Origin of the sequence: Deinococcus rubellus (assembly GCF_025244745.1) — a bacterium.
Taxonomy (GTDB): Bacteria; Deinococcota; Deinococci; order Deinococcales; family Deinococcaceae; genus Deinococcus; species Deinococcus rubellus.
In genome coordinates, this window is record NZ_CP104213.1 from 1,412,553 (window position 1) to 1,439,055 (window position 26,503).

At 64.6% G+C, this 26,503-nt stretch carries 26 protein-coding genes; 13 read left to right on the top strand and 13 right to left on the bottom strand.

Translation table 11 applies throughout. From position 1 onward, the window contains the following. Positions 1-8: 8 nt before the first annotated feature. From mutS to rpmE, 3 genes are all read left to right on the top strand, one after another. The gene (gene mutS / locus N0D28_RS07395) at positions 9-2,582 is read left to right on the top strand and encodes a DNA mismatch repair protein MutS (RefSeq protein WP_260561721.1); all 2,574 of its coding nucleotides are present in this window, start codon (positions 9-11) and stop codon (positions 2,580-2,582) included. Between the two features lie 344 nt (positions 2,583-2,926). Next, on the top strand, positions 2,927-4,579 hold the full coding sequence (mutL, locus tag N0D28_RS07400) for a DNA mismatch repair endonuclease MutL (RefSeq protein ID WP_260561722.1): 1,653 nt from the start codon (positions 2,927-2,929) through the stop codon (positions 4,577-4,579). A gap of 79 nt (positions 4,580-4,658) precedes the next feature. Next, positions 4,659-4,877: a 50S ribosomal protein L31 gene (rpmE, locus tag N0D28_RS07405; protein WP_260561723.1), complete on the top strand. Its 219-nt coding sequence runs from the start codon at positions 4,659-4,661 to the stop codon at positions 4,875-4,877. A gap of 206 nt (positions 4,878-5,083) precedes the next feature. On the opposite strand, the gene N0D28_RS07410 is transcribed toward rpmE, so the two are convergent. Both N0D28_RS07410 and argC read right to left on the bottom strand, forming a co-directional pair. Then, positions 5,084-6,355: a 3-isopropylmalate dehydratase large subunit gene (locus N0D28_RS07410; protein WP_260561724.1), complete on the bottom strand. Its 1,272-nt coding sequence runs from the start codon at positions 6,353-6,355 to the stop codon at positions 5,084-5,086. Positions 6,356-6,399: 44 nt separating this feature from the next. Beyond that, entirely contained in the window at positions 6,400-7,461 is a 1,062-nt protein-coding gene (argC, locus tag N0D28_RS07415; protein WP_260561725.1) for an N-acetyl-gamma-glutamyl-phosphate reductase, read from the bottom strand. Between the two features lie 205 nt (positions 7,462-7,666). Here argC and N0D28_RS07420 point away from each other — a divergent pair, with 205 nt between their 5' ends. Both N0D28_RS07420 and N0D28_RS07425 read left to right on the top strand, forming a co-directional pair. Then, positions 7,667-8,446, top strand: coding sequence for a DUF4388 domain-containing protein (locus N0D28_RS07420; RefSeq protein WP_260561726.1), 780 nt, complete (start codon positions 7,667-7,669; stop codon positions 8,444-8,446). 98 nt (positions 8,447-8,544) lie between these two features. Beyond that, on the top strand, positions 8,545-9,645 hold the full coding sequence (locus tag N0D28_RS07425) for an NADH:flavin oxidoreductase/NADH oxidase (RefSeq protein ID WP_260561727.1): 1,101 nt from the start codon (positions 8,545-8,547) through the stop codon (positions 9,643-9,645). 43 nt (positions 9,646-9,688) lie between these two features. On the opposite strand, the gene N0D28_RS07430 is transcribed toward N0D28_RS07425, so the two are convergent. Then, positions 9,689-10,378, bottom strand: a complete 690-nt coding sequence (locus N0D28_RS07430; RefSeq protein WP_260561728.1) for a septum site-determining protein MinC — start codon at positions 10,376-10,378, stop codon at positions 9,689-9,691. A 104-nt stretch (positions 10,379-10,482) separates the two neighbouring features. Here N0D28_RS07430 and N0D28_RS07435 point away from each other — a divergent pair, with 104 nt between their 5' ends. Then, positions 10,483-10,896, top strand: coding sequence for a S1 RNA-binding domain-containing protein (locus tag N0D28_RS07435; protein WP_260561729.1), 414 nt, complete (start codon positions 10,483-10,485; stop codon positions 10,894-10,896). Positions 10,897-11,536: 640 nt separating this feature from the next. Here the strand turns inward: N0D28_RS07435 and N0D28_RS07440 are convergent. Both N0D28_RS07440 and N0D28_RS07445 read right to left on the bottom strand, forming a co-directional pair. Then, complete coding sequence (locus N0D28_RS07440) at positions 11,537-12,808, bottom strand: hydroxyacid-oxoacid transhydrogenase (protein ID WP_260561730.1); 1,272 nt, start codon at positions 12,806-12,808, stop codon at positions 11,537-11,539. 82 nt (positions 12,809-12,890) lie between these two features. Further along, positions 12,891-13,247, bottom strand: coding sequence for an antibiotic biosynthesis monooxygenase family protein (locus tag N0D28_RS07445; protein WP_260561855.1), 357 nt, complete (start codon positions 13,245-13,247; stop codon positions 12,891-12,893). Between the two features lie 85 nt (positions 13,248-13,332). Here N0D28_RS07445 and N0D28_RS07450 point away from each other — a divergent pair, with 85 nt between their 5' ends. From N0D28_RS07450 to N0D28_RS07470, 5 genes are all read left to right on the top strand, one after another. Further along, positions 13,333-13,719: a GNAT family N-acetyltransferase gene (locus N0D28_RS07450; protein WP_260561731.1), complete on the top strand. Its 387-nt coding sequence runs from the start codon at positions 13,333-13,335 to the stop codon at positions 13,717-13,719. Positions 13,720-13,814: 95 nt separating this feature from the next. After that, the gene (locus N0D28_RS07455; protein ID WP_260561732.1) at positions 13,815-14,576 is read left to right on the top strand and encodes an electron transfer flavoprotein subunit beta/FixA family protein; all 762 of its coding nucleotides are present in this window, start codon (positions 13,815-13,817) and stop codon (positions 14,574-14,576) included. Beyond that, entirely contained in the window at positions 14,573-15,523 is a 951-nt protein-coding gene (locus tag N0D28_RS07460; RefSeq protein ID WP_260561733.1) for an electron transfer flavoprotein subunit alpha/FixB family protein, read from the top strand. Before N0D28_RS07455 ends, N0D28_RS07460 begins: the two co-directional genes overlap by 4 nt. 178 nt (positions 15,524-15,701) lie before the next feature. Beyond that, positions 15,702-16,331: a phospholipase A2 gene (locus tag N0D28_RS07465; protein ID WP_260561734.1), complete on the top strand. Its 630-nt coding sequence runs from the start codon at positions 15,702-15,704 to the stop codon at positions 16,329-16,331. A gap of 70 nt (positions 16,332-16,401) precedes the next feature. Further along, on the top strand, positions 16,402-16,680 hold the full coding sequence (locus N0D28_RS07470; protein WP_260561735.1) for a hypothetical protein: 279 nt from the start codon (positions 16,402-16,404) through the stop codon (positions 16,678-16,680). On the opposite strand, the gene N0D28_RS07475 is transcribed toward N0D28_RS07470, so the two are convergent. The 6 genes from N0D28_RS07475 to rimP form a co-directional block, all read right to left on the bottom strand. Next, on the bottom strand, positions 16,677-17,396 hold the full coding sequence (locus N0D28_RS07475; RefSeq protein WP_260561736.1) for a YkgJ family cysteine cluster protein: 720 nt from the start codon (positions 17,394-17,396) through the stop codon (positions 16,677-16,679). The genes N0D28_RS07470 and N0D28_RS07475 overlap by 4 nt on opposite strands. Before the next feature lie 93 nt (positions 17,397-17,489). Then, entirely contained in the window at positions 17,490-17,906 is a 417-nt protein-coding gene (locus tag N0D28_RS07480; RefSeq protein ID WP_260561737.1) for a pyridoxamine 5'-phosphate oxidase family protein, read from the bottom strand. A 474-nt stretch (positions 17,907-18,380) separates the two neighbouring features. Continuing rightward, complete coding sequence (gene infB / locus N0D28_RS07485) at positions 18,381-20,186, bottom strand: translation initiation factor IF-2 (protein WP_260561738.1); 1,806 nt, start codon at positions 20,184-20,186, stop codon at positions 18,381-18,383. A 52-nt stretch (positions 20,187-20,238) separates the two neighbouring features. Then, entirely contained in the window at positions 20,239-20,544 is a 306-nt protein-coding gene (locus N0D28_RS07490) for a YlxR family protein (protein ID WP_260561739.1), read from the bottom strand. A gap of 9 nt (positions 20,545-20,553) precedes the next feature. Further along, on the bottom strand, positions 20,554-21,747 hold the full coding sequence (nusA, locus tag N0D28_RS07495; RefSeq protein WP_260561740.1) for a transcription termination factor NusA: 1,194 nt from the start codon (positions 21,745-21,747) through the stop codon (positions 20,554-20,556). A 71-nt stretch (positions 21,748-21,818) separates the two neighbouring features. Beyond that, positions 21,819-22,274: a ribosome maturation factor RimP gene (rimP, locus tag N0D28_RS07500; protein WP_260561741.1), complete on the bottom strand. Its 456-nt coding sequence runs from the start codon at positions 22,272-22,274 to the stop codon at positions 21,819-21,821. Positions 22,275-22,508: 234 nt separating this feature from the next. Between rimP and ispG the strand changes: the two genes are divergently transcribed. After that, on the top strand, positions 22,509-23,744 hold the full coding sequence (ispG, locus tag N0D28_RS07505; protein WP_260561742.1) for a flavodoxin-dependent (E)-4-hydroxy-3-methylbut-2-enyl-diphosphate synthase: 1,236 nt from the start codon (positions 22,509-22,511) through the stop codon (positions 23,742-23,744). A gap of 442 nt (positions 23,745-24,186) precedes the next feature. After that, positions 24,187-24,588 carry a DUF4259 domain-containing protein gene (locus N0D28_RS07510; protein ID WP_260561743.1) on the top strand — a complete coding sequence of 134 codons (402 nt, stop codon included), beginning with the start codon at positions 24,187-24,189 and terminating at the stop codon, positions 24,586-24,588. 90 nt (positions 24,589-24,678) lie between these two features. On the opposite strand, the gene msrQ is transcribed toward N0D28_RS07510, so the two are convergent. Both msrQ and msrP read right to left on the bottom strand, forming a co-directional pair. After that, the gene (gene msrQ, locus N0D28_RS07515; RefSeq protein WP_376777661.1) at positions 24,679-25,374 is read right to left on the bottom strand and encodes a protein-methionine-sulfoxide reductase heme-binding subunit MsrQ; all 696 of its coding nucleotides are present in this window, start codon (positions 25,372-25,374) and stop codon (positions 24,679-24,681) included. 5 nt (positions 25,375-25,379) lie between these two features. Then, a complete protein-coding gene (msrP, locus tag N0D28_RS07520) occupies positions 25,380-26,363 on the bottom strand; it encodes a protein-methionine-sulfoxide reductase catalytic subunit MsrP (RefSeq protein WP_260561745.1) in 984 nt (327 codons plus the stop codon). Positions 26,364-26,503: the final 140 nt, after the last annotated feature.

A 26,503-nucleotide genomic window follows, 5' to 3' on the forward strand; every position in this document is an offset into this window, starting at 1 on the left:
TTCGCCAGATGACGGGAACCGTAACAGTGCTGGCGCTCGACCCGCAGCGCGGCAAACTCAAGGGCAACGGCCACGGTAAGCTGCCGCCGATGCTGGAGCAGTACGTGGCCCTGCGCGACGAGATCGACGCGCAGTATCCCGGCGCGCTCTTGCTGTTTCAGTGCGGCGACTTCTATGAGACCTTTGGCGAGGACGCCGAACGCGCCGCCCGCCTGCTCAATATCGCCCTGACCCACAAGAGCAGCAAGGATTTTTCCACCTCGATGGCCGGAATCCCGATTCGAACGCTCGACAGCTTTGTGCAGCGCCTGCTCAACAAAGGTGTCTGCGTGGCGGTGGCCGAGCAGATGGAGCTGTCGGGCGCGGGCCTGGTCGAGCGCCAGGTGACGCAACTGCTGACCCCTGGCACTGTCACCGAGGAGCGTCACCTGACTGCCGACGAGAATTATCTGGCGGCGGTGGCGACAGGTGACGGCTACGCGCTGGCCCTGCTGGACGTGTCCACGGGTGAGTTTCGCTGCGCCGGGTTCGGCAGCCGCACGGCCCTCTATGACGAACTCGCGCGCTGGCGTGCCCGCGAGGTGCTGCTGGCTCCCGAACTCTCTGAAAACGCCGCGCTGCTGAGCGATTTCAAGTCCAGATTCCCGCTGATGCTCTCGCACGGCAACTTTGAGGACGTGGCCTGCCATGAAGCGCTGACGGCCGTGCTGGGAGAGTTGCCCGGCGTGCTGGAAAACCATTCGGGCCTGACGCGGGCCTGCGGCGCAGTTCTCGGCTACGCCCGCAGCATTCACGCCGGGGTGCAGGGCGGCGAACTGAAGATGGTGCGCCGCCTGATGCGCTTCGAGCCGGGAGCGCAGATGCGCCTGAGCGAGTGGGCTTTGCGGGCGCTGGAAATCTTCACCGCCCAGTCGCCGCAGGGCCGCACCCTGACGGACGCCTTATCGGAGACGCGCACGGCAGGTGGACGAAGGCGCTTGCGGGCCTGGCTGCGTTCGCCGCTGCTGGACCGCTTCAGCCTGGAATCGCGCCTGGACGCGGTGGAAGCCCTGACCCGTGCCAGCGATCTGCGCGGCGGCGTGCGGGCGCTACTTTACCGCGCCCACGATCTGGAGCGGCTGGCTGCCCGCGTGGCCTCGGCCCGCGCCACGCCGCGCGAGGTGGCCTCGCTCGCCCGCACGCTGGAACTCCTGCCCGACGCCTCAGACTTGCTGAGTTCGGTGAGTGGGGGAGGACTCCTCTCAGGCGTTCGCGCCCGGCTGGGAGCCTTGCCCGACGTGGTACGCCTGATCCGCGCCGCTCTCGTGGATGAGCCGCCGATTCGCGCTTCCGACGGCGGGCTGATCCGCGAGGGCTTTCACGCCGAACTGGACGGCCTGCGTACCGAGGCGCTGGGCCACCGCGCCTGGCTGGCCGAACTGGAACGCACCGAGCGCGAACGCACCGGGATCGGCAGCCTCAAAGTCGGCTACAACAACGTCTTCGGTTATTTTCTGGAAGTCACCAGTTCCCACCTCTCAAAAGTGCCTGCCGATTACCGACAGATCGCCACCCTCAAAGACCGTGCCAGATTCACCCGCCCTGATCTGCGCGAGCGTGAGCGTGAAATTGCCCGCCTGGAGCAGGCCGCCGAGCGGCTGGAAGTGGAAGTGTTTACCGAACTCCGAGCCGGGTTGGCCGCCCACGCCGACGCGCTGAGCGAGGCCGCCGGAGCCTTGAGCGAGTTGGACGTGCTGTGTGCCCTTTCGGAGATCGCCGCCACCCGCGCCTGGACGCGCCCCCACACGCTGGGCGACGACGTTCAGACCGTCACCTTGAGGCAGGCCCGCCACCCCGTCGTGGAGCTGGTGGGCAGCGGCACCTTCGTGCCCAACGACGCCGAACTCTCGCCCGCCCGCCGTACCCTGCTGCTGACCGGGCCGAACATGGCGGGCAAGAGTACTTATCTGCGCACCGTCGCCATCTGCGCCCTGCTGCACCAGATCGGCTCGTTCGTGCCTGCCGACGCCGCCGAGCTGCCGATCTTCGACAGCATCCACACCCGCATCGGCGCGTCGGATGATCTGGCGGGCGGGCGCAGCACCTTCATGGTGGAGATGCACGAACTGGCAGGCATCCTGCACCATGCCACGCCCAGGTCGCTGGTCATTCTGGATGAAGTCGGGCGCGGTACCTCCACCCTGGACGGCCTCGCCATCGCGCAGGCGGCACTGGAGCATTTGCACGAGACGGGCGCGTATACCCTGTTTGCCACCCACTACTTCGAGCTGACCCGTCTGGAAGGCCAGATGCCGGGGCTGATCAATCTCCACGTCGCTGCTGAGGAGGACGCTGGGGCGCTGACCTTTTACCATCAGGTGATTCCCGGCGCGGCCCGCCAGAGCTACGGCGTGGAAGTGGCCCGCCTCGCCGGATTGCCCGCCCGCGTGACCACCCGCGCCGCCGCCTTGCTGAACGGCCTGAACGCCAGGGAAGAGGGCAAGAGCAACGCCCTGCATGCCGATCTCGCGGCGCTGGATTTGACGCGGTTGACGCCCCTGGAGGCGCTGGCAATTTTGCATAAGTGGCAGGGGGAGCTATGAAGCTGGGAGCGCTTAGAAGAGGACTGGTCTTGTGTCTGGCATCGGGTCTTCCTTTCGCGCTGGCCGACGGTGGGTCTGTTCCCCTGCCAGGCTCCATGAACTTACCGTTTCAGACGCGTTCCTGCAGGAGTGGTCAACACCTGCTGCTCATCCCATCCAACACACAATCATTGATCGTCAGGCGTTACCGGGGACGGAGCTACGTTCTGGACTTTGCGCTCGGGAGGCCGGGGCGCTACAGAGGGCAGGGGATGACCATCCGCATCCTTCCGAGCGGCGTCTTTGATCTCAGGGTTGATCGCGTTCACGACCTTTGCCCGCATCCGAATGCAGGGCAGTGAAGCATGACCATCCGCCTTCTCTCTCCCGAAACTGCCCGCCTCATTGCCGCTGGCGAGGTCGTCTCGCGCCCGCTGGACGTGGTGCGTGAGCTGCTGGACAACGCCCTGGACGCCGGGGCCAGCCGCATCGAGGTGGATGTGGAGGGCGGCGGCCTCGCGCTCATCCGGGTCCGCGACAACGGCGTCGGCATCCCGGCGGCAGATGTGCCGCTTTCTCCGCTGCGGCACGCCACCAGCAAACTGGAATCGGTGGACCGGGTCACGACGCTCGGTTTCCGGGGCGAGGCGCTGTGGGCGGCGGCGCAGGCGGGGCAACTGCGGCTCGTCACGCGCCCGCCGTCTCAACTCGGCGCGACCCAGCTCACCGCGCACGGCGAGGCAGTGGAGGTCGGTAAGGTCAGCGCCCCGGCGGGCACCAGCGTCAGCGTCTCCGACCTGTTCAAGCACCTGCCCGCCCGGTTGCGGACCCAGCTTCCGGCGGGGGCCGAACTGCGCGAGATCACGGCGCTGCTGACCCGCTACGTGCTGCACTGGCCGCAGCTCCACTGGAAACTGACGGTGGACAAAGAAACCAAACTCCTGCACGCGCCTGCCGATCACCGGGGCGCGGTGGCGAGCGTGTATGGCCCGCTCAACGCCAACCGGGTCATCGGTATCCATGCGGTGGGCGTTCAGGGCGTTCTCAGCCGCCCTGAACTGACCCGCCCCCGGCGTGACCGGATGCACTTCGCTGTCAATGGCCGCCCGGTGCTGGCCCCGCCCGAGCTGGAACGCGCCGTGATCGACGCCTACGCCGAACTGCTGCCCGCCGGACATGCCCCGCTGTGCGTACTGAATCTGACTTTGCCTCCGGAGGACGTGAATCCCAACGTCCACCCGGCCAAGGCAGTGGTGGCGCTGGCCGATCTGGGTGCCCTGTGCCTGCGGCTGACAGCAGCGGTGCAGGCGGCGCTGAGCGTGCATCCACTCTCACGCCCGCTGCCTGAACTCCGAGCGCCTGCGCCCAGTTCTGTGCCCGTGGGCGGCGGAGCATTTCCCGCGCTGCATCTGGTCGGCGTTTACCGCGAAACCTACCTGCTGGCCGAGGGCGAGGGCGATCTGTGGGTCATCGACGCCCACGCCGCCCACGAGCGGGTTCTGTACGAAGAACTCGCGCGGCGCTTGCGCTCCGAGCCGCCCTTGGAACTGGCTGAACCTGAACTGCTGCAACTTGGCCCCGAGCAATTGGCCCGCTTGCACGAGCGAGACGCCGAACTCAGAAGCTGGGGCCTGACCCTGGAGGAATTCGGCGCGGGGCTGGCGCGGCTGCGCACGCTGCCTGCCGTGCTGGCTGCTTTGCCGCTGCCCAGGCTTCACGAGCAGATCATCGAGTCGGCGCTGGGGATCAGTTCTTCTGCCGAGCGCGAGGTGTTGGGTCGCCTGGCCTGTGCTCCGGCCCTCAAGGCGGGCATGCTGACGCCAGAGCGCGGCGCGGTGGTGCTGGCCCAGCTCGCCGCCTGCGATCAGCCCTGGGCCTGCCCGCACGGACGGCCCACCGTACTGCGGCTCTCCGAGCGTGACCTGATGCACAGCTTTGGCCGCCGCAGCGTGCGCGATGTGGCACGGGGCCGCGACGAGACAGAGCTGAAAGTGCCGCTGAGCGCCGAGGCCGACTAGCGCTGAGTCCGTAAATTTGCTATATTTCTTCGGTTAGTCCGTACACGCACCCACGACGTGACGGCAAAGGACAACCAGCATGCAAAAAGATATCCATCCCAAAGCGGTTCCCTGCAAGATCATCTATCAGGGCAAAGTGGTTCTCGAAACCATGAGCACCCGGCCCGAAATTCACGTCGATGTGTGGAGCGGTGTTCACCCCTTCTGGACCGGCGAGGAGCGCTTCCTTGACGCCGAGGGCCGCGTGGACAAGTTCAACAAGCGCTTCGGCACCGGCTACCGCAACCGGGGCAAGTAACCCGAACAGCAAGAATTCAGAAGGCCGCCCCAACCGGGTGGCCTTTTTTGTTGGATTTCTGGCGGCTTTTCACTAATTTCAGGCGTGAAGCGAGGCAAATGAAGAACGTTCGTGAGCCTGAGCGTACAATCTCCATCAGGCTGCCGTCCGGGGCATGAAAACAGGCACTGCTGTCCTCGCCGCGTGCGCCGGAGTGGGCGCTGGATTCACGCCACTCCCACATCCTCCGGCAAGGCGATCCTTCCCTTGATCGCTGTCGCTGCCGCCACGGCGGGCGAGGCCAGATAGATTCTGGCGTCCTTGTCGCCCATGCGGCCTATGAAGTTGCGATTTGAGGTACTCACGCAGACCTCGCCGGGGGCCAGCACGCCCTGGTGCCGCCCCATACACGGTCCGCAGCCCGGTGTGCCCAGCACTGCGCCCGCTTGAATGAGGGTGAGCAGTGTGCCGTCGGCCATCGCCGCTTCCATCACCTCGCTGCTGGCGGGAATGACCAGTAGGCGGGTGGTCGGGTCCACCTTCTGGCCCCTAAGTACATCGGCGGCAGCGTGTAAATCGTCGAGCCGTCCGTTGGTGCAGGTGCCGATGAACACCTGATCCACCTTCAGGCCGCGCAACTCCGACACGTCATGCACGTTGTCCACCTCGCTCGGTGCACTCATGCGCGGGTTGAGGACCGACAGATCGATCTCCACCTCGCGGACATAGGTCGCGCCTTTCTGCGGGTAGACCCATTCCGGTACGTCGTACATGGTCAGAATCTCGCCGCCAGGCACCACCAGCCCGGCCTTTGCGCCTGCCTCCACGCACAAATTCGCCAGCGTCATGCGCTCACTGCGCGTGAACCTGTCTCCGGCGTGAATCTCCACGCTCTGATAGGTGGCCCCGTCCGCGCCCAGGCGGGCGATCATTTCCAGCGCCACGTCCTTCGCGCCGACACCGCTCCTGAGTTCACCGGTCAGCGTCACCTTCACGCTCTCCGGCACGCGCAGCCAGGTTTTGCCGCTGGCCGCTGCGAGTGCAATATCTGTTGCGCCCATGCCGCTGCCGAAAGCCGCCACCGCGCCGTAGGTCGTCGAGTGGCTGTCACTGCCCAGCACGATCCAGCCGGGCTGCGCCAGACCCTCCTCCATCAGCACCTGATGGCAGATGCCTCTTCCGACGTCGAAGAGCCGCACGCCGGTCTGGGCGGCGTACTCGCGGGCCTCCTTCTGCGCCTGTGCCACGCTGACGGTGCTGGCCGGGGCCACGTGGTCGATGACGATGGAGACGCGCTCAGGGTACTTGGGTACGGCGGCCAGGTCTTTTTGCATCCGCTCAATGAAACTCTGGGCGATGGAATCCACCACCATCACCTGATCGACCTCCACCACCGCCAGGTCTCCGGCGTAGAAGGTACCGCCGCCGCGCCGGGACAGGATGCGCTCGGCCATTGTTTGGGGTCGTGACGGGTCGGTTGTCGTTTGTGGAGCGGTCATCGGTGGGCCTCCTGGGTGGGCAGCGGTGGCGTTAGGGGGGCAGCTCAGGCCGGGTGCAACCCCGCAAAGCCCAGTCCGGCGCGCTCGTCCCAGCCGCGTGCGATGTTCAGAGACTGTACAGCGTGGCCCGCCGTCCCCTTCACCAGATTATCGATGGCCGCCATGAGGACCACCCGGCCCGTGTCCACGTCCAGCTCAAAGCCGATGTCGCAGAAGTTGGTGCCGTCGAGCAGCTTGGGATCGGGGTAGCGGTGAATCCCTTTTTGCACCTTGACGATGCGGATAAACGGCTCCTCGCCGTAGACTTCGCGGTATGCGCCCCACACGTCGCGCTCGGAATAGCCGTCGGGCAGCCAGGTCTGGATGGTGGTCAGGATGCCGCGCACGCGCGGAGTGCTGATGGCGGTCAGGTGAATCGGGAAGTTGCCGGGGAGTTCCTGCATCACCTCGGCGGTATGGCGGTGGCCGACAGGCTTGTAAACGCGCAAACTGCCCTCGCGCTCGGGGTGGTGCGAGGCGTCCGAGCCGCTCGCGCCCGCCGCGCTGCTGCCGACCAGTCCGGTGGCGATGATGTCTTTGGGCAGCACCGTGCCCAGCTTGAGCAGCGGATAGAGGCCCAGGATGACCGAGGTGGCAAAGCAGCCCGCGCAGGCGATGCGGGTTGCGCCGCGCAGTTCCTCACGGTGCAGCTCCGGATTGCCGTAGACCCACTCAGCGAGTTTGTCCGGCGCGGGGTGGGCCTCGCCGTAGTACTGGGCGTAGAGTTCCGGGTCCTTGATGCGGAAGTCGGCGGACAGATCAATAATGACCTGCCCCAGCGCCTCGAATGTCCCAATCTGCCTGGCTGCCGAGTTGTGCGGTAGCGCCAGCACGATCACGTCTGCCGGTTCCAGGTCGGCCAGCTTGCGAAACTTGAGGTTGGTCAGGCTGCGGAGGTTGGGATGAACCATGGGCACCGGCGTTCCTGCGTTGCGCTCGGACGTGACCTGCGTGACCTTGAGGTGAGGGTGTGCCAGGGCCAGGCGCAGAAATTCGCCGCCCGCATAGCCGGAAGCCCCGACGATGGCGACGGAGAGTTGCTCGGTGGAGGAAGGGAGAGCCGTCATGGATTCCAGTAAAGCACATCACTGCTATACAGATTGGAAGTCAATCGTTCTTAAAGTTGGCGAATGATAGGCCGGTGTGTCTCGGTTAACCAGCGAGAAGGTGCGCTTTTGTACTCGGCAGAGCGGGTCTGCGCTAAGTTGGGGGCGTGTGGTCTGCGCTGCTCCTTTCCTCCCTGTCCGGCTTTCCTCTTCTGCGGTGCTCGGCGTGAGTCAGGCCGAGACCGGGAACTCGCTGGAAACCTTCGATTTCCTCGAACTGCTGGCGATGCTGGCCAGGGGCGGCAAGACCGGGGCGCTGCGGGTCGAGCGCGACCAGCAGATACTGACCCTGTGGCTGTCGGCGGGCCGGGTGCGCCACATGGACGGTGCGGGTCTGGCGACGGACGCAGCGGCCCTGGCCGGGCTGCTCAAAGACCCGCGTGGCCGCTTTCGGTTCGAGGAGGGCGAGGCCGCCCCGCCCCCGACCCTCGATCTGTCTTACGACGCCTTCGCCTACGAGGCGTTCAAGCTGTTGCCGCCGCCGCCGCTCAAGTTTCCCGGCGCGGGCCGTCTGGAGTCGCCGGAGCGTTTGGCCGAGCTGAGTCTCAATCTCTATGAGCAGGAAGTGCTGCGCGGCGTGGCCGAGGGCAAACCGCTCTCGGACCTGGCAGCGGCCCGCGACCCCCAGGCGGCGGCGCTGCTGGGCCGCCTGGTTCGTCTGCGACTCATCGGTGAGCGCCGCACGCGGGTGGCCCGGCTGCTGGTGCAGGTCAGTCGCCGCGGCGGCGCGGCGGCGGTGATGGACGAGAGCATCTACCGCCGCTGGCGCGAGGCGGTGGGCAGCCGCATCGAGCAGATTCAGGTGCGCGAAGAGCGCAGTGGCAAGGTGCACCTGTTGCCGGTCATTTCCGGTTCGCAGGTGGGCACGGTGCTTGAGCTGCCGCCCGAACTGCTGATCCGCACCGGCCTGCGCGGCGGCGACGCGGTGCTGGTGCGCCCGGTATGATTTGCAGTCTGTTGTGAAGCACCCTTCAACGGCACACCACAACAGAAGATAAACCCGTTTACCAGACAGGGTAGGCAGCGACACGGCACAATAGGCGCATGACTTCTTCCCGCTCCGAAGCTTCCGGCAGCTTGCTCTTCAGCCCACTGCGCCTTGGTCAACTGACCCTCAAGAACCGGGTGGTGGTGTCGCCGATGTGTATGTACAGCTCCGATGAGGGGCTGGCCAACGACTTTCATCTGGTGCACCTGGGATCGTTCGCGCTGGGCGGCGCGGGCCTGATTCTCACCGAGGCTGCTGCCGTCTCACCGGAGGGCCGCATCAGCCCCGACGATCTGGGGCTCTGGAACGACCAGCAGATCGGGCCGATTGCCAGGGTTGTGGACTTCGTTCATCAGCAAGGCTCACTCATCGGCATTCAACTGGCCCACGCCGGACGCAAGGCCAGCACCTTCGCGCCGTGGAAGGGCAGCGGTCTGGTGACGCTGGAAGCGGGCGGCTGGGAGGTCATCGGGCCGGACGATCAGCCCTACTCGCCGCGCTACGGCCTGCCCCGGCCCATGACCACCCAGGACATCGAAGACGTGACGGCGGCGTTTGGGGCCAGCACCCAGCGCGCCATGATCGCGGGCTTCGACACCGTCGAGATTCACGCCGCACACGGCTACCTGCTGCATCAGTTTCTCTCGCCGCTGAGCAATTCGCGCACCGATGACTACGGCGGCTCGCTGGAGAACCGCGCCAGGTTGCTGCTGGATGTGACCCGAAAGGTCCGTGGCGTGTGGCCTGCACACCTGCCGGTCTTCGTGCGGCTGTCGGCCACCGACTGGGCACCCGGCGGCTGGGACATCGAGCAGACGGTGGAGGTGTCGAAATGGCTCTCGCGGGAGGGTGTGCAGGTCATCGACGTGTCGAGCGGCGGTCTGACTGCGGCGCAGGAAATCGTCATCGGCCCTGGTTATCAGGTGCCGTTCGCCGAGCGCCTCAAGCAAGACACCGACCTGACTGTGATGACGGTAGGTATGATCACGGAGGCGGCGCAGGCCGAGCAGATCTTGCAGGCCGATCAGGCCGATCTGGTGGCGCTGGCCCGCGAGCTGCTGCGCGATCCACACTTTGCTCAGCGCGCCGCTGCCGAACTGGGTGCTCAACTGATCCCACCGTTGCAGTACCAGCGGGCCGGACCCAAACCCAGGTAAAACTGAAGCTCAGATCACGGTTCAGCGTAGGCAGTTGAGCGGCCTACCTCGGTACGTGGCTGGCCTCGATGACAATCTGGCCGTGCAGCAGCCGTGCCACCTCGGATTCCACCGCCGTACCGAGTTTTTTCATGCTGTTCAGGCTGCTGCCTTCCGGTGCACGGGCCACCGCACCCGCGATCCGGATCTGGGCGCTGGCAATCGGCCTGCCCCAGACGATGGCACTCTCGCGTCCGTCGGCCCCGGCATGCACCACACCCCTGAGCGCGCCGAGCACGATCACGTCGCCACCCGCCACCAGTTCCGAGCCGGGGTTCACGTCGCCCAGCACCACCACGCTGCCGCCGTACTCGCCCCGGAAGCCTGCCCGCACGCTGTTGGGCAAGACCACCGTATGGTTGTCCAGGCTGGAGGTCACGTTGACCGGCGGTAAGCTGGCCGTCGGCAGCGCCGTGACCTGACTGGCCCCCGAGTTGGCATCAGGAAAGGCAGCTGGACTGGGAGTCGGGGCAGCCGCGCGCGGAGCACGTACTTTGGCGATATGTCCGCCCGCCGCCGCCACCGCGCCGCGCACGGCGTCCAGGGTATCCAAGCTGGCTTCCTGGTCAATCTCCAGCGTGACTTCACTGGCCAGCAGGGCGGCGCGGGCGGCCAGCCCTCCCGCCACCGACTGCGGAGTGTCTGAGGCGTCGAGCTGAATGTTCAGGCCGCCGAGTGTGCCACGAAACTTCATGAAGCTCACTTTACAGCCTCGGCGCGGGCTGTGGCGCTCAGCGTCTACTCCGGCAGGCCATGCTCCGCTTGCCAGCTAGCCTCACCGCGCTGTGATGGTGTACCATGTTTATATGCTTCTTTTGGAGGGCACTCTTCGTGCAACTTGATTCCGGCGCGGTCGCTGAAGGCCGCGTCACCCGCGTCACCGACTTCGGTGCGTTTATCCAATTCGACAACGGCGAGACCGGGCTGGTTCACATCTCCCAGATCGCGCACTCCTTCGTTCGCAACATCCACGACCATGTCCACGAGGGCGACAGCGTGGATGTCAAGGTGCTGGGGCGCGACGAACGCGGCAGGCTCGACTTGTCGATCAAGGAACTGCTGGAGGAACCGGAAGAAATTCCGCGTCCACGTGCTATCGGACGGCAAAGCCCGCAGTTCGAGGCCAAGCTGCGCTCGTTCATGCGTGACGCCAAGGAGCGCACCACCGCTGGCGGCAAAAAGCCCGCGACGGCCACCAAGCGCAAGAAGTAGGCGCTGGCTTCAGCATCATAAAATTGAAAGGTCGAAACGTGACTGCTCAGCAGTAGAAACTGGGCATGATGGCGTCGGCACGGAACACGCTCACTATGCCGTGTCAGACGTTCAATCCCTGGTTGTGGAACGTCGAGATGTCATTCTGAATGCGGGCGAAGTGCTGGCCGACTTCCTCGGGTCGGAAGCCCCTGGAGACTTTGCGCTTGACGCACCAGGGTTACATATCGCGTTCGGACTCGTCGGCCAACCATCTCCCGTGCATGTCCGCACCCATACTGCCCAGTAAGCCTCAATGGAATGATCTCGTTGAGATGCTCAGCCATATTGAGGATCTTACCCACATGACCAAGAGTGAGCGCCAGAAGACGGACTGGTCTTCTGGCGCTCACTCTTGGGCTTTCTGTTCTGGCTGGGCAACTGACTGGGAGTTCCGCTTTCTCAATTGAGTCGGGCCTTGATCGCCTCAAGTTCGGCCAGGATCTCAGTCAACTGGGTTTCTGGATGTTTGCTGTTGTGGCAAGGCATCCCCGCTGATGCCTTACTCTATGCAATTCGCCGCGTCCCGGCCCATTGCTAAGCAGTTACGACTGAAGTGGGTTCTGTCACCTTTGAGGAGTAGCTGGACCAGGTTCGGCACTCACCAGTTGCGGAAGCTCGCCCGCAAAATCCCTTCCAATTCCGCGTCCGTCACTGCTTTTGGGGCCACCGCCAGCAGGCGCTGCTGCTTCACGGCTCCGGCCACCAGTTCGGGTAAATCCTGTTCGGTGTAGCCCAGCTCGCCCAGTCCGCTGGGCGCATTCAGGTCACGCATGAGGGCAATCAGGGCGTCGGGCAAACTGTCCGGGCCGGGGTCTTGAATCGGCCCGCCGGTCAGCCATTCTGCCACCTGCAAGTGGCGCTCCGGCATGGCCCCGTAAGTGAACCGAAAGGCAGCGGGCGCGGTGACGATCACCGAGAAGCCGTGCGGAATAAACGGGCTGGGATAGCCCTCGGCCTGGTACTCGTGCTTGAGGCCTGCGATGGGGTAAGCGCACGAGTGCGGAATATGCACGCCCGCCGAGCCGAAGCCCACACCCGCCATCGTCGCCGCCAGCATCATCATGCCCCGCGCTTCCAGGTCGTCCGCGTCCGCCACCGCCCGCCGCAAATACTGACCGCCGTACCGGAGTGCCTGGCTACTCCACACGTCGGCCACCGGGTTGCTGCCCTGGTAGGGCGGGCGCTCGTCCGGCGTGGCGGGCTTTGGGCGGGTGTCAAACGGGCGGCTGAGATAGCTCTCGGCGGCGTGGCACACCACGTCCAGTCCTGCCGAGGCGATGACGGCGGCGGGGGCGCTGCGGGTCAGCTCCGGGTCGACGATGGCCTGAGAGGGCCGCAGGTAGCGGTGCGAGATGCCGGTTTTGACCTTCAGTTCCGGCAAATCCAGCACCGCGACGGTGGTCGCCTCCGAGCCGCTGCCCGCTGTGGTCGGGATGGCGAGGTGGGGCAACAGGGGGCCAGCAGGCTTGCGCCCCGTTCCAATCGGTGGATTCACATACTCCAGAATCTCGCCGCCGTGGGTCAGCAGCAGATTGGCGACCTTGGCGGTGTCGATGCTGCTGCCGCCGCCCAGCGACACGAAGCCGTCGGGGTTGTAAGCGCGGGCGAAGGCCACCGCCTCCTGCAACGACTCCAGGGTGGGTTCCACGCGGCTGCGGTCAAACACGCTGACCTCCAGGCCAGCCGCCCTGAGCTGCGCCGCCACGTTGCCCACGATGTCGAGCCGCGCCACCTGGGGGTCGGTGATGAGCAGCACCCGCCGCATCCCCAGCCGCGCCGCTTCCCAGCCTGCTTCCTGCGCCGCGCCGCGCCCGAACTTGACCGGGGTGGCCTCCATCGTGAAGACGGTTTCCTGCGTCTGATTGGTCATAGGGGGTCAGTATAGAAGTCGCGCAAAAGAAAGACGGCTCCTCACTGCGGGCCGCCCTGGACGGCTTGTGGTTGAGGTCTGCTCAGTGAGGCTGGAAGGCTTCGCCGCGCGGCTCCGGTTTCAGGTCGGGGCGGCTGGAATCCTGAATGACCTCGTGAATTTCCAGTTTGTTGGGGCCGCTGAACGCTTCTCTGGGCAGCGAACCGGAGCGGGCGTGGCCCTGAATGAAGGCGTCGGAATGCGTCCACGCTTCAAATTCCTCGCGGCTGTTCCAGAGCGTCAGCACGATGTACGGCTCCTCGGGGTTGACGGGCCGCAGCACCTGGTTGCTGACGAAGCCCGGCATCTCGTCGACCAGGCGGGCGCGGTCATGGAAGCGGGCTTCAAATTGATCGGCGTATTCGGGCTTGACGGCAATCCGGTTCATGACGGTGATCATCGGTGGTTCCTCCATTGGGTCAGGCAGGGGCATGGGGGCGAGACTGAGTGGAAGCGCCGCGCTTTCAGTGTAGGCTGGACTGACTGTGACTGTCCGCTACACCGTCGGTGAGGTGCCCGACCTCGCCGCTTACCAGATGCTCTGTGCGGCAGCGTGGCATGGGCCGGGGCCAGCAAGCTTGAAGCGTCTGGACCATAGCCTGACCTGGATCTGCGCCTATGATTCAGCCCGACTCGTCGGTTTCGTCAACGTGGCCTGGGACGGCGGCATTCACGCTTTTCTGCTTGATCCCACCGTTCATCCTGACTGGCAGCGCCGGGGCCTGGGCCGTGAGCTGGTGCGCCGCGCCGCTGAAGAGGCCCGTGAACGCGGAATGCACTGGTTGCACGTGGACTTTGAGCCGCACCTGACCAGTTTTTACCGCGCCTGCGGCTTCCGGGCGACGGAGGCGGGACTCATGCGGCTGGCTTGAGAGAAGTCCGCACGAACTGCTAAACTTAGACCGAGTGCAATTTGCGAGAATAAGCGGGTAGACAGCGAGCAGGTAGAGAGCGACAAGGAGGCAACATGAAGATTCTGACCTTAATCCGGCAGGTGCCGGACGCCGAGGCCCGCGTGCGGTTGAGCGGCAACGCCGTAGACCTGGACGGCACCACCGTCGTCATGGACGGCATGGACGAGTACGGCGTGGAGGAAGCCTTGCGGCTGCGCGAGAGCGGCGCGGGCGTGGACGAGATTATCGCGCTGGCGGTTGGCCCCAAGCGCAACGAGGACGCCCTCAGAACGGCGCTGGCGATGGGCGCAGACCGCGCCGTGCACGTGGAAACCGACGAGCGTCTCGACGCCGTGTCGCTGAGCAAGGTGGTGGCCCAGCTCGCCCAGGCCGAGAACGCCGAGCTGATTCTGGTGGGCGGACAGGAAGCCGACTGGGATTCGCAGGCGCTGGGAGCCGCCACCGCCGAGCGATTGGGCTGGCCCCAACTGACCTGGACCAACGAACTCAAGCTGGAAGGCGACAAGCTCACGGGCCGCCACGATGTGGACGAGGGCAACGAGAGCTTCGAGGCGACCCTGCCTGCCGTCGTGACCACCCAGCAGGGCCTCAACGAGCCGCGTTACCCGACCCTGCCCAACATCATGAAGGCCAAGAAAAAAGAGCTGCGCAAGGACGATCTGGCGAGTTACAGCGCGCAGCCCAAAGTCAAATTCGTCGGCGCGGAAATCCAGACCCGCGCCCGCCTGAATAAGATCATCGACGGCAAAGACCCGCAGGCGGCGGCAGCGCAACTGCTCGACCTGCTCAGAAACGAAGCGAAGGTGATCAAATGATTCTGATCGTTGCGGAATATTTGGACGGCAAACTCGCCAAGTCCACCTTGGAAATGGTCACGGCGGCGCGGGAGACAGGCAGGGAAGGCCCGGTGACCATCCTGGTGCTGGGTCAGAATGTGGCGGGCGTGGCGACTGAGGCCGCCGCCTTCGCCGATCAGGTGCTGGTGGCCGACAGTGCCAGCCTGGCGCAGTACAACGCTGAAACGTGGGCTGCCGCTGCTGCCCAGATCGCCCAGGAGGGCGAAGCCCACACCGTCATCATTGGTGGCAGCCGCTCCGGGCGCGAGTACGCCCCGCGCGTGGCCGTCAAGCTCGACGCACCGTATCTGGAAGACGTAATCTCGCTCAGCGGTAGCGGCACAGGTCTCAAGGCGCAGCGCTACACCTACCTGGCCCGCGTCACCGAGACGGTGGAGGCCGGGGGGCCCGTCATCGTGGTGAGTGCCAAGCCCGGCTTGTTCGCCGCTGCCGCGCCTGCTGCCCAGCCGGGCGAGCAGTACGACGTGGATCTGGAATTGCCGACAAGCCGAGTGACCGTGACCGGCAGAAACGTGGAGAAGTCGAGCCGCGTGGCGCTGGCCGAGGCCGACATCATCGTGACCGGCGGGCGTGGGGTGGGCAACGCTGAGAATTTCAGCAAGTACGTGGAGCCGCTGGCCGACAACCTCGGTGCGGGCGTGGGCGCGACGCGGGCCGTTGTGGACGCAGGCTGGCGGCCCTACGCTGAGCAGGTGGGCCAGACCGGCAAGACCGTGCAGCCGGGAGCCTACATCGCGCTGGGCGTCTCGGGCGCGGTGCAGCACCTGTCGGGCATGGGCAAGAGCAAGTACATCGTGGCGATCAACAAGGACGCCGAAGCGCCGATCTTCAAGGTGGCCGACTACGGCATTGTGGGCGACGTGAACGAGATCGTGCCCGCATTGATCGAGGCCAGCAAGCGCTGAGGCATTGATCTGGAAGAGAGGGCTGCCCAGTTTGCGCTGGGCGGTTTTTTCCTGGTCACTGGGGGTGGATTGGCGGCGGCTGGACAAGCAGATGAGATAAGTCTTAGAGTAAGGCCAAACCAACTGAAGTTGCTGCGTTGAGTCCTGGAACGGTCTGGCGCGGCGCTGGGAGTGCCCCATGCAAAAGTACGTTGCCGTTCTCGCCGTCAGCCTGCTGCTCGCCGCGTGCAGCCAACAGCCCAAGCCGCATGCCGCCTCGTTCTCTGGCTATGCTGAACGCCCCGAGTTGCAAGACCCGCAGAGCCAGGCCATCTTGCAGCGCTACGGCGACGATCCGGGCCTGCTGGAAGCGCTGCGTGAGGCGTACAACGAGGTGCCGCGCCAGCTCAGTTTGCCCGCCGTGCCCGCCCTGACCGGACTTGACCTGTCTTCGGACCGCCTGAGCTACATCAAGTCGGTGGGCTGGGGTAATGTGCCCAACTACGACCGTCAGTATGCCAACCAGGGCAGCGTCAACGCCGTGTATCCGGGCCTGGACTGGAGCCGTGACGGTTGCTCCGCCCCGACCGGATTGGGACTGGGCTACACCGGAGATTTCCGGCCAGCCTGCAACGTTCACGATTTCGGCTACCGCAATCTCAAGGTCTATCAGCGCACCGACGCCAACCGCAAAACCACTGACGAGGCGTTTTACACCAACATGAAAACCATCTGCAATGCCAAGCCCTGGTACAAGGAGCCGCCGTGCTACGCTGCTGCTTACGCTTACTACCAGGCCGTGCGGGTCGGTGGGGGAGACAGCTTCTAGCATCGGGTCTGCCCGAGCGTTAAGTCTTGCGGACTTGCAGCACCGGGGCAGCCGGGCTTAGCGTGGGGCCATGACTGCCGACGAACTCAACCGGAGCTGGACCGATCAACTTGCCCCGCCGCATCGTCAGGTCTGGGACAGGCTGCGGGCTGAGGGCATTGAGGCCGCCTGGATGGACGATTTCGCACCAAGATTCGTGGTCAGCCAGCAAGGTGAGGTGCTCGCCACACATCTCAAAGGCGAGCGTCCAGCAGGCGTGGTGGTGCCTGCCGCACTGTTCGAGGCGGGGCACAAGCTGGAAGCTGAGCAGCCGGGCCTCAAGATTTTGCCGCCGATGGCCTCGCTCTAGGCGAACTCAATCAATTCGGGGTGTTCCAGTCCGGCCTGCCGCGCTTCCCTCAGGGCCGCGCCCTTGTCGCCCCGCGCAATGGCTGCCATGAAGGCCGGACGCGCCGCCAGGGTCGTCAGCACCCAGAAGTCGCCCCAGGCTTCCAGGTTCCACTCCCGGCGCATGGCGCGGCTGCACCGTTCCCAGACCGGCTCGCTGAGCGCTTCCAGCGGGGCGATGAAGTGCGTCTCGCCGTCGGTGCCGGGGGTGCGGCGCACCTCACGCTGATACTCGCGGCGCTCAGGCTTGGTCATCCCTTCCCAGGTGCCTTCCTGGCAGTACACCGCGCTCATGGCGCTGAAGGTGTCGCGGCAGCGGGTGGGGCGGACCTCGTAGCGGGTGCAGGCCCCGTCTGCGCCGAGCAGGGGGCAGTACCCCACCTTGAGGCGGTGGCGGCGCACGTACTCGTCCTCGTCCGGGGCGGTTCGGGCGTTGTGTAGCACCTTGCGGGCGTGCCTCTCCACCTTGCGTGCCTCCTCCGGCGTCAGCACGCTGGCAACCAGCGCGGCCTCGGCCAGCGAGAGGCGAATCGGCATGTTGCAGCAGCCGAAGCACCCGGCCCCGCAGTAGACCTGGTTTCCTGCCGCCGTGTACTCGTGCAGAAACTCTCCGGCCTCCTGCTCGTAGCGGGCGTAGGCGGCTTTGACGGTTTCGAGCAGGGCGTTAGACGCGGTCATTACCGGGCAGCATAGAGCGCTTTGACGCGGGCAAAAGGAAGACCGGGTGAAGACCTGTCGTTTCCCGCGTTACCTGCCCAGATCTTCACTTGCTCAGCGTTTCACCTCGCCGTTGTCCTCACCGTCCCAGTAGTGAATGCGGGTGGCATCGACCTGAATCATCACCAAGCCCTCGGTGTCGAGGCCGTCCTTGAACCAGCGGTCCAGATCGGGCGTCCAGTGGTCTTTCATCGCCGCCGTGTCGCGGATGAGCGAAGCTTCGCCTTCCACCGCGACCTGAAACGACTTCTCGCCCTGAAAGGCGAGGGCGACTTTGGAATGGCCCTGAATATCTGAGACGGTGCGCGATTGGTCGTAGGTAAAGTAATACGAGGTGCCGTCGTACTCCACCTCGCCGTTGTTGCTCATGGGCCGCCCGGCGATCTCGCCGCCCCCGCTGTAGGTCGAGAGCATCGCGATGTCAATCTTTTGCATGGACTTGGACAGTTCCGACAAGGTCTTGGTGGGCATGGGCAATTCCTCCGCTTGAATTGGATGGTGCTGACTATTGGCTGTAAACGCTCGGACCAGGCCGACCAACGCAGTCTGCAAGGCGGGCCGCCGCGAGCGTGCACAGTGGCATAAATACAGGTTTAGATTCGCCCCGAACGGTAGGCCCAGATACTGAAAACGCCCCGTCGCCTGAGCGAACAACGTGAACCGGGGCCGAACGTCTGGGTCGTCCTAACGTCTTTTCCGCTGAGCGTTTTTTGTTGGACTGCCGGGTACGAAAAAATTCCCTTTGAGGGCAGCGTCAATTCTGGTGCTGATCGGTATTGACGCTGACGCTGCCCAGACGTCCTGGACGAAAATCTTCGTGCCGCTGAAGTCCGGCAACCCCAATCTTCGTTCGTGGCCTTGCCCAGCCTGACCTGCCCGGAGGCACGACAGCAAAGCGGGCCGCTTCCGGAGATGGAAGCGGCCCGCTCAGTCGTTCGCTGAAGCTTACTGCTCGACTTCCACCATCTCGCTGGCCTCGATGATGTCGCCCACGGCCACCTCGTCCCAGTCGAGGTTGATTCCGCACTCGTAGCCAGTCTGCACCTCGCGCACATCGTCCTTGAAGCGCTTGAGGCCCACCACGGTGCCCTCGAACACGACCTGCTTGCCGCGCGTGACCTTGGCCTTGGCGTTGCGTTTGAACGAGCCGTCGGTGATGTACGACCCGGCGATGTTGCCGCTCCTGGGGTGGCTGATGACCATCCGCACCTCGGCGCGGCCCAGGTACTTCTCCTCGAAGACGGGTTCGACGTTGCCCTTGATCAGACGGTCGACCTCGTCGATCAACTCGTAGATGATCCGGAAGCTCTTGAGATCGACGCTTTTCTGATCGGCGGCTTTCTTGACGCTGCCCGACGGCACCACGCTGAAGCACAAAATGGTCGCCTCGGCGGTGGAGGCCAGCAGCACGTCGCCCTCGGTGGGCGCGCCGATGCCCGAGAGCATCACGTTGAGCTTGACGTCGTCGCTTTCCTTGCGGGCCAGAATGCCCTGGAGGGCTTCCAGGCTGCCCTGGGTATCGGCGCGCAAAATCAGATTGACAGTGCGAATCTCGCTGAGCGGCCCCATCATCTCTTCGAGGGTCATCTTGCGGCGCTTGCCCTGCTCCTCGTCGTCGCGGCGCTTTTGCACGCGCACGGCGATGATCTCGCGGGCCTGGTGCTCGTTTTTGGCGCTCTGCACCTTGTCGCCGCTGCTGGGGTTGTCGGAAAAGCCCAGCACCTGCACCGGCGTTGAAGGCCCGGCTTCCTTGATGCGCTCGCCGAGCGTATCGGTCATGGCCTTGATCTTGCCGTAGTTCTCGCCCACCACCAGAAAGTCGCTGACGTGCAGCGTGCCTTCCTGAACCATCACGGTGGCCAGCACTCCGGCCTGCTTGTCGACCTTGCTCTCGATGATCACGCCCGCGAACTCGCCTTTGGGATCGGCCCGCAGGTCTTCGAGTTCGGCGGTGAGGCTGATGTATTCCAGCAGGTCCTCGACGCCCTCGCCGGTCTTGGCGCTCACCGGCACGACCACCGTGTCGCCGCCGTACTCTTCCGGCACGAGGTTGAGCTGGGTCAGATCGGTCTTGACCCGTTCCACGTCGGCCTGCGGCAAGTCTATTTTGTTGATGGCGACGATCAAAGGAATCTTGGCGGCCTGGGCGTGCGCCACCGCCTCGCGGGTCTGCGGCATGATCGAGTCGTCGGCGGCCACCACGATGATGGCGATGTCGGCGACGTTGGCTCCACGCGCCCGGATGGTGGTGAAGGCCTCGTGACCCGGCGTGTCGATGAAGACGATCTTGCCCTTGCTGGTCTGGGCCTCGAAGGCACCGACGTGCTGGGTGATGCCGCCCGCTTCCTTGGCCGCCACCTTGGTCTTGCGGATGTAGTCGAGCAAAGAAGTCTTGCCGTGATCGACGTGTCCCATGATGGTCACCACAGGTGCGCGGTGAGGCAAGCCTGCGTCGGGCGCGGCGGCAGTCTCTTCGCCTGCTGCGGGACGCTCGGCCACCGCGACAGGGGCGGAGGGCGCGGCGTTCTGCATCTGAGACTGGGCTGTGCCCTCCGCTCCACTCTCAGTGCCGCCCGCTGCGGCCTGGCCCTGCTCCTCGGCCACCAGGCCCTTGATGGTCTCCACGATGTCTTCTTCGAGGGTGCTGCTGATACTCTTGTACTGCACGCCCAGATCGTCGAGCATGGCCAGCATTCTATGGTTGTCCACGTTCAGATCTTTGGCAAGGGTATAAATTCTGACTTTTGACATGTCCTCACCTCCGGGTGAGTCGGCGGCCTCTGCCGTGAGCGATCAAAGCAGCTCATGACGGGGCAGCGGATATAGAAAAGGAAGGGGTTAATTCATAGCGCTCTTGGAGTTCTGAACAGAGTGAGGTGGCCTGCAGGCCGAAGGCCCGCCTGAGTTTCTTCTCGGCCCAGCAGCCCGGTGTATCGGCGCAGACATAAGCGCCCCGGCCAGCTTTGATGGCCTGGCCCACCACCCTCCAGCCCGACGCTGTGCGGACGAGCCGCACGAACTGCGCCTGGGGGCGCTTCTTGCGGCAGGCCACGCAACTGCGCTCCGGCACATGCCGGGTCAGTGGGGGAAGAGGGGTCAGGTCGGGCATAGGCACGGCTTACTCTCCCAGGTTGGCGTCGTCGGGCGAGGCGGTGGCCACCGATTTGCTGTCACGAAACAGCGCGTCGAAGGCGGCCTGCTGGCTGCTCGACACGTCGCGCCCTGCTTCGCCTTCCTGCATGGCCTGCTGCATGGCGGCGTCGAGGTCGCTGATGGCCTGGGTTTCGCGCAGATCGATCTTGAAGCCGGTGAGCTTGGCGGCCAGCCGCACGTTCTGCCCGCCCTTGCCGATGGCCAGCGAGAGCTGATCGGGCGTCACCGTCACGGTGGCTTCTCCCCGGTCACTGCTGATCTCGATCAGACCCACCTTGGCGGGCGACAGGGCGTTGCGGATAAATTCGCGCGGGGTCGCGTCCCACAAGATCACGTCCACCCGCTCGCGCCCGAGCTCGCCGGTCACGGCCTGGATGCGGTTGCCACGGTGCCCGATGCACGCGCCGATGGGGTCGACGTTGGAGTTGGTGCTGTAGACGGCCACCTTGCTGCGCTGTCCGGCCTCGCGGGCAATCGCCTTGACTTCCACGATGCCGTTGGCGACCTCGGGAATTTCCTGCCTGAGCAGGTAATCGAGCAGGCGCTCGTCAGCGCGGCTGGCCAGGATGGTCGGTCCCTTGGGCGTCTTGCGGACTTCCTTGAGGTAGACCTTGACGCGGTTGCCGTTGAGCAGCCGCTCGCCGGGAATCTGCTCGCGCGGCGGCATGATCGCCTCGCCCGAGCCGAGCTCGACAAAGTAGTTCTGCTTGTTGTCCATCCTCACCACCGTGGCGTTGATGACCTGGCCTTCCTTGTCCTTGTACTCGTTGTATACGACGTTGCGCTCGGTTTCGCGCATCTTCTGGGTCAGGGTCTGCTTGGCGGCTTGCAGGGCGATGCGCGAGAACTGCTCACGGTCCACCGGGAATTCCATCTCCATGCCGAGTTCCACTTCGGGATCGAGTTCCAGGGCGTCGGCCAGCGAGATCTGAAGATTCTCGTCCTCGACCTTCTCGACGACCTCACGCACGATCAGCACTTCAAGGTCGCCCGAATCTGGGTCAAGGTGAACTTCAATGCGCTTGTCGGGTTCGACGTTGCGGGTGTAGGCCTGGGCGAGTGACTGCTCGAAGGCTTCGATCAGTTGCAGCTCGTTGATGTTGCGCGCCGCCGCCACGTCGCGCAGCGCCTCGGCAAAATTGACTTCTGGTTGGGTCATCTCACTTCCTTTTCTTGAGTGATGAGGGCTGGGCTGAATCCACCCGGTTCATTCTCCTGGCTGCGGGAAAACTACCGGTGTTCCGGCGGAAACTCGGCCAGGTTGCCCTGGAACTGCCCAACGGTCAGCGTCACGTCCTCGCCCAGCACGTCGAAGGTCACCTGCTCACCGTCGACCGCCTTGATGGGCGCGGTAAAGGCGTGGCCCTCGCCGCGCACGCGGGTCAGCAGGCCCAGCATCCGCTCGTAGTGGCGGCTGCGAATCAGCGGGCGTTTGCTGCCGGGCGATTCCAGTTCCAGGCGGTACTCTTCCTTGATCGGGTCGAGCGTGTCGAGTTCTGCACCGAATGCGCGGCTGGCGGCTTCCAGGTCTTCGACTGCGACGGGCTGTTCGTCCAGCCGGTCGATGCGCACCAACAGGGTGGGATGGCGGCCCGGATTCTGAAGCTGAACGTCCAGCACTTCGAGTCCGAGGGGGGTCAGCACGCGGCTTGCGATGGTTGTCAGGTTGTCGGTTTTGGTTGTCATAAGTTGTTCCCACCTCACGCGGCGGGCGATTCACCACCTCTCTCATGGGCAAGGGGTGGGTCACCTCACCCACCCCCGCCGACGAGGACTTTACAAACAGCAGTATAGCCCACCGAGTGAGGCGGGGCACGGGGCGGCGTCACCTTCAGCAGCCCGCCGTATGAGATGACAGGCCAGCACCTCAGGTAAGTTCGCCTGCCATTTGCCCCGAGTCCGCCGCCGTAAACTGGGGCCATGACGCTTTCCTCGCCCGCCCGCCGCCGCACCGTGACTGCCAACGTGGGCGGCGTTCTGATCGGCTCCCAGCACCCGGTGGTGGTGCAGAGCATGACCAACACCGACACTGCTAACGCCGAGGCGACGGCCATTCAGGTGGCCCAGCTCGCCCGTGCCGGGTCGGAACTGGTGCGTGTGACGGTCAACACCCGCGAGGCTGCGGCCGCCCTGCCGGAGATCGTCGCCCGCCTGGAGGAAGTCGGCCTGAGCGTGCCCATCGTGGGCGACTTTCACTACAACGGCCACATTCTGCTGCGTGAGTTTCCCGAAGCGGCCCGGCTGCTCGCCAAGTACCGCATCAACCCCGGCAATGTGGGCGCGGGCCAGCACCACGACGCCAACTTCGCCACCATGATTGAGGTCGCCAGGGAGTTCGGCAAGCCGGTGCGTATTGGGGTCAACTGGGGCAGCCTCGATCAGCAGGTGCTGGCCCGGCTGATGGACGCCAATGCCAGCAAGGGCAGCCCCAAGTCCGGCACCGACGTGATGATCGACGCGATGGTGGTATCGGCCCTGGAGAGTGCACGCTACGCTGAGGAGCTGGGCCTGGCCCACGACAAGATCCTGATCTCGGTGAAGGTATCGAGCGCCCCAGAACTCTGGCAGGTCTACCGCCAACTGGCCGCCGAGTGCGATTATCCGCTGCACCTGGGGCTGACCGAGGCGGGCATGGGCATGAAAGGTATGGTGGCGTCCAGCGTGGCCCTCGCGCCGCTGCTGCTGGAGGGCATCGGTGACACCATCCGTGTGAGCCTCACTCCCGAACCCGGAGCCTCGCGCAAGCTGGAAGTGGAAGTTGCCCAGCAGATCTTGCAGAGCCTGGGTATCCGGCAATTTTTGCCGCAGGTGACGAGCTGCCCCGGCTGCGGGCGCACCACCTCTATTTTCTTTCAGGAACTCGCCCAGAAGATTCAGGACTACATCCGCGACACCATGCCCGATTGGAAGGCCAAGTATCCCGGTGTGGAGGAGATGCAGGTGGCCGTCATGGGCTGCGTCGTCAACGGCCCAGGTGAGAGCAAGCACGCCAACATCGGCATCTCACTGCCCGGCACGGGTGAGGACCCCCGCGCCCCGGTGTACCAAGACGGCAAATTGCTCACCACCCTGCGTGGCCCCCGCATCGCCGAGGAGTTTCAGGAGCTGATGGAGAGGTACGTGGAGCGGCGCTACGGAGCTGGAGTAGAGGTGTGAACGATGCCCCGACCTGGGTCACCCCTCAACTCTCCCCGTTGCTATGGCCCGAAGTCATCGGTGTTTGCTCGAAGGTTTTGGCAAACGGGGATGTAACGATGCTGACCAGCATGCACGGCTGGACAGAATCGGCATTTGAGGATCACCCAGAGTTCGAGGCTTTGCAGTGGGTAGACATCCTGGTGATTCCAGCTCACTTGCCCGTTTTGCTGGAGCAGCGGCAAAAATTAGGCTTCACGTTGGGACGTTGGGCAAAGACGACTGGGTGTTGGAGGGGCAGACCGACGTGCTCCTCAAGTTGCTGTGCTGCCATGAATAATGACTTGCACTTGCAGACAACTGATCTGGTCCTGGCCACTCGACTTAAGACGGCCCTGGCTCAGCGGGGTGTTGTCTTGGGTGCCGTGCAAGTTGCTGCCCAGCCGCCGAGTACCATAAACGCATGAACACCTGGGGCACTGCCGCCTTCGACAACGACGCCGCCAAGATGTTTCTTCAGGAAGTGCTAGAAGACGGCGCGTTCGCCCTGCAAGAAGCCTTCGAGGTCGTTCTCGATCCTGACACCGATTTCGTGGCCCAGGAGGAAGGTGCGCGGGCTGTCGCCGCCGCTGAGGTTCTGGCTGCGCATCTTTCAGGTGACACTGGGACCATTTTCGATGCTGCCCTGCGCGACTGGCTCGGCCAACTGGAAGCGGGTGAGCTGGAGCCGATGCGTGAGCTGGCGAGTGAGGCGCTGGAGCGCGTGGCGGGTCCAAACTCGGATTTGCCAGAGTTCTGGGCCGAGACTGAGGACGGCGAAGTGTGGACGGGGAACATGGCGCGGCTGCGGGAAGTGCTGGAGTAGGGCGGCCTGTGTTGTGCAGCTTGGGAAAACACCGAAAAACGAGAAAGCGGCACAGGCCCCCGCCCACGCCGCCGCAAGTGACTTGAAAATTCAGGGTGCCACTATTTTTCCTGTCCCACTCACTTTCTTCTTGCTTCGGTAATCCTTGAAAATCACCCGGAGCGCCAGCAGCATGGCCGCGACCAGGCCGTAGATCAGCGGCTCGGTATGGTCTTTTTTGACGCCCCACCAGTAATGCACCACGCCCAGCGCCACGATGAAATACACCAGGCGGTGCAGCAGCGTCCAGCGTTCGAAGCCGAGTTTCTTGACCGAATTTTTGAAACTGGTCAGGGTCAGGGGGATGAGCAGCAGCCAGCACACGAAGCCCACTGTGATGAAGGGCCGCTTCACGATGTCGTCCAGCACAGTAGACAGACCAAAGTCGCCGTTGAGAATACCCTTGTCGACCAGATACACCAGCACGTGCAGGGTGGCGTACAGAAAGCCCAATAGCCCCAGCGCCTTGCGGACGCGGGCGGGCCAGGTCCAGCCGGTGACGAGCCTTAGCGGCGTGGCAGCCAGCGAGATGATCAGCAGGGCCAGTGCCAGAATGCCGGTCTGGAGTTGCAGGCGCTGCACCGGGTTCGCGCCCAGCGCACCGGTCTGGGCGTCCCAGAGCATCACGGCCATCGGCACCAGACCGCCCACCACGATGCCTGGGCCGAGGCCACCGAATTTGCTGGTTTTGCGGCGCGGCTTACTCTTGGTGAGGCTGGCTGCCGGGGAAGGGGAGGCTTTGGACATGGCGTTTAAAAGTTCTTCTTCAGGTCCATGCCCGAATACAGCGAGGCGACCTGATCGGCGTAGCCGTTGAACATCAGCGTGGGTCGCCGTCCCAGATCGCCGATGCGCCGCTCGGTGGCCTGACTCCAGCGCGGGTGATCGACCTTGGGGTTTACATTGGCGTAAAAGCCGTACTCATCGGGCGCGGCGATGCTCCAGGTGGTCTTGGGCTGCTTCTCGGTGAAGGTGATCCGCACGATGGACTTGATGTTCTTGAAACCGTACTTCCAGGGCACCACCAGCCGCAGCGGCGCGCCGTTCTGCCCCGGCAGGACCCGGCCCGCCAGCCCCACCGCCATGAAGGCCAGCGGATTGAGCGCTTCATCGAGTCGCAGTCCCTCCACATAGGGCCAGGTCAGCACGTCGGAGCGCTGGCCAGGAAACTGCTTGGGGTCGAGCAGCGTTGTGAACTGCACGTACTTGGCCTTGCTGGTGGGGTTGAGGCGGCGAATCAGGCCCGCCAGCGGAAAGCCCAGCCAGGGCATCACCATTGACCAGCCCTCCACGCAGCGCATTCGGTAGATGCGGTCTTCTAGGGGGAACCAGGATTGCAGGGTGTCGATGTCCACCGTCATCGGCTTCTTGACCTCGCCGTCGATCTTGACGGTCCAGGGGCGAGGCTTGAGGGTGGCGGCCAGCCGGGCCGGGTCGGCCTTGTCGGTGCCGAACTCATAGAAGTTGTTGTAGGTGGTGGCCTGCTGGTAGGGCGTCACCGGATCGGACACGTCGTACGGCCCCAGTGGGCGCTTGGCCTGACCCACCAGACCGGGCACGACGCTCTCGGCCACCGCGCCGGGCCTGCGGCTGAGCAGTTCCAGGCCGCCGCCGAGGGCTGCCACCGTGCCGGTAAACAGGCCCGCACTCCGCAGAAATTCGCGGCGGGGATTGACGATCCTGGACGGTTCGGGCTTGGCGGCGTTCTGGTCCGGCTCAGGGGGCAACTTGGTCATGGGGTCTCCTTGGTGGCAGTGCGTGGGGGGTGAGGGCGAGTGCGTGCTTCTGATTAGATATACGCGGGCCGGGGCCAGATGGATTTAAAGCTGTCGGTAGAAGTCTGCGGCGGGCGGCAAGATCTTCAGCTTACGCTCCA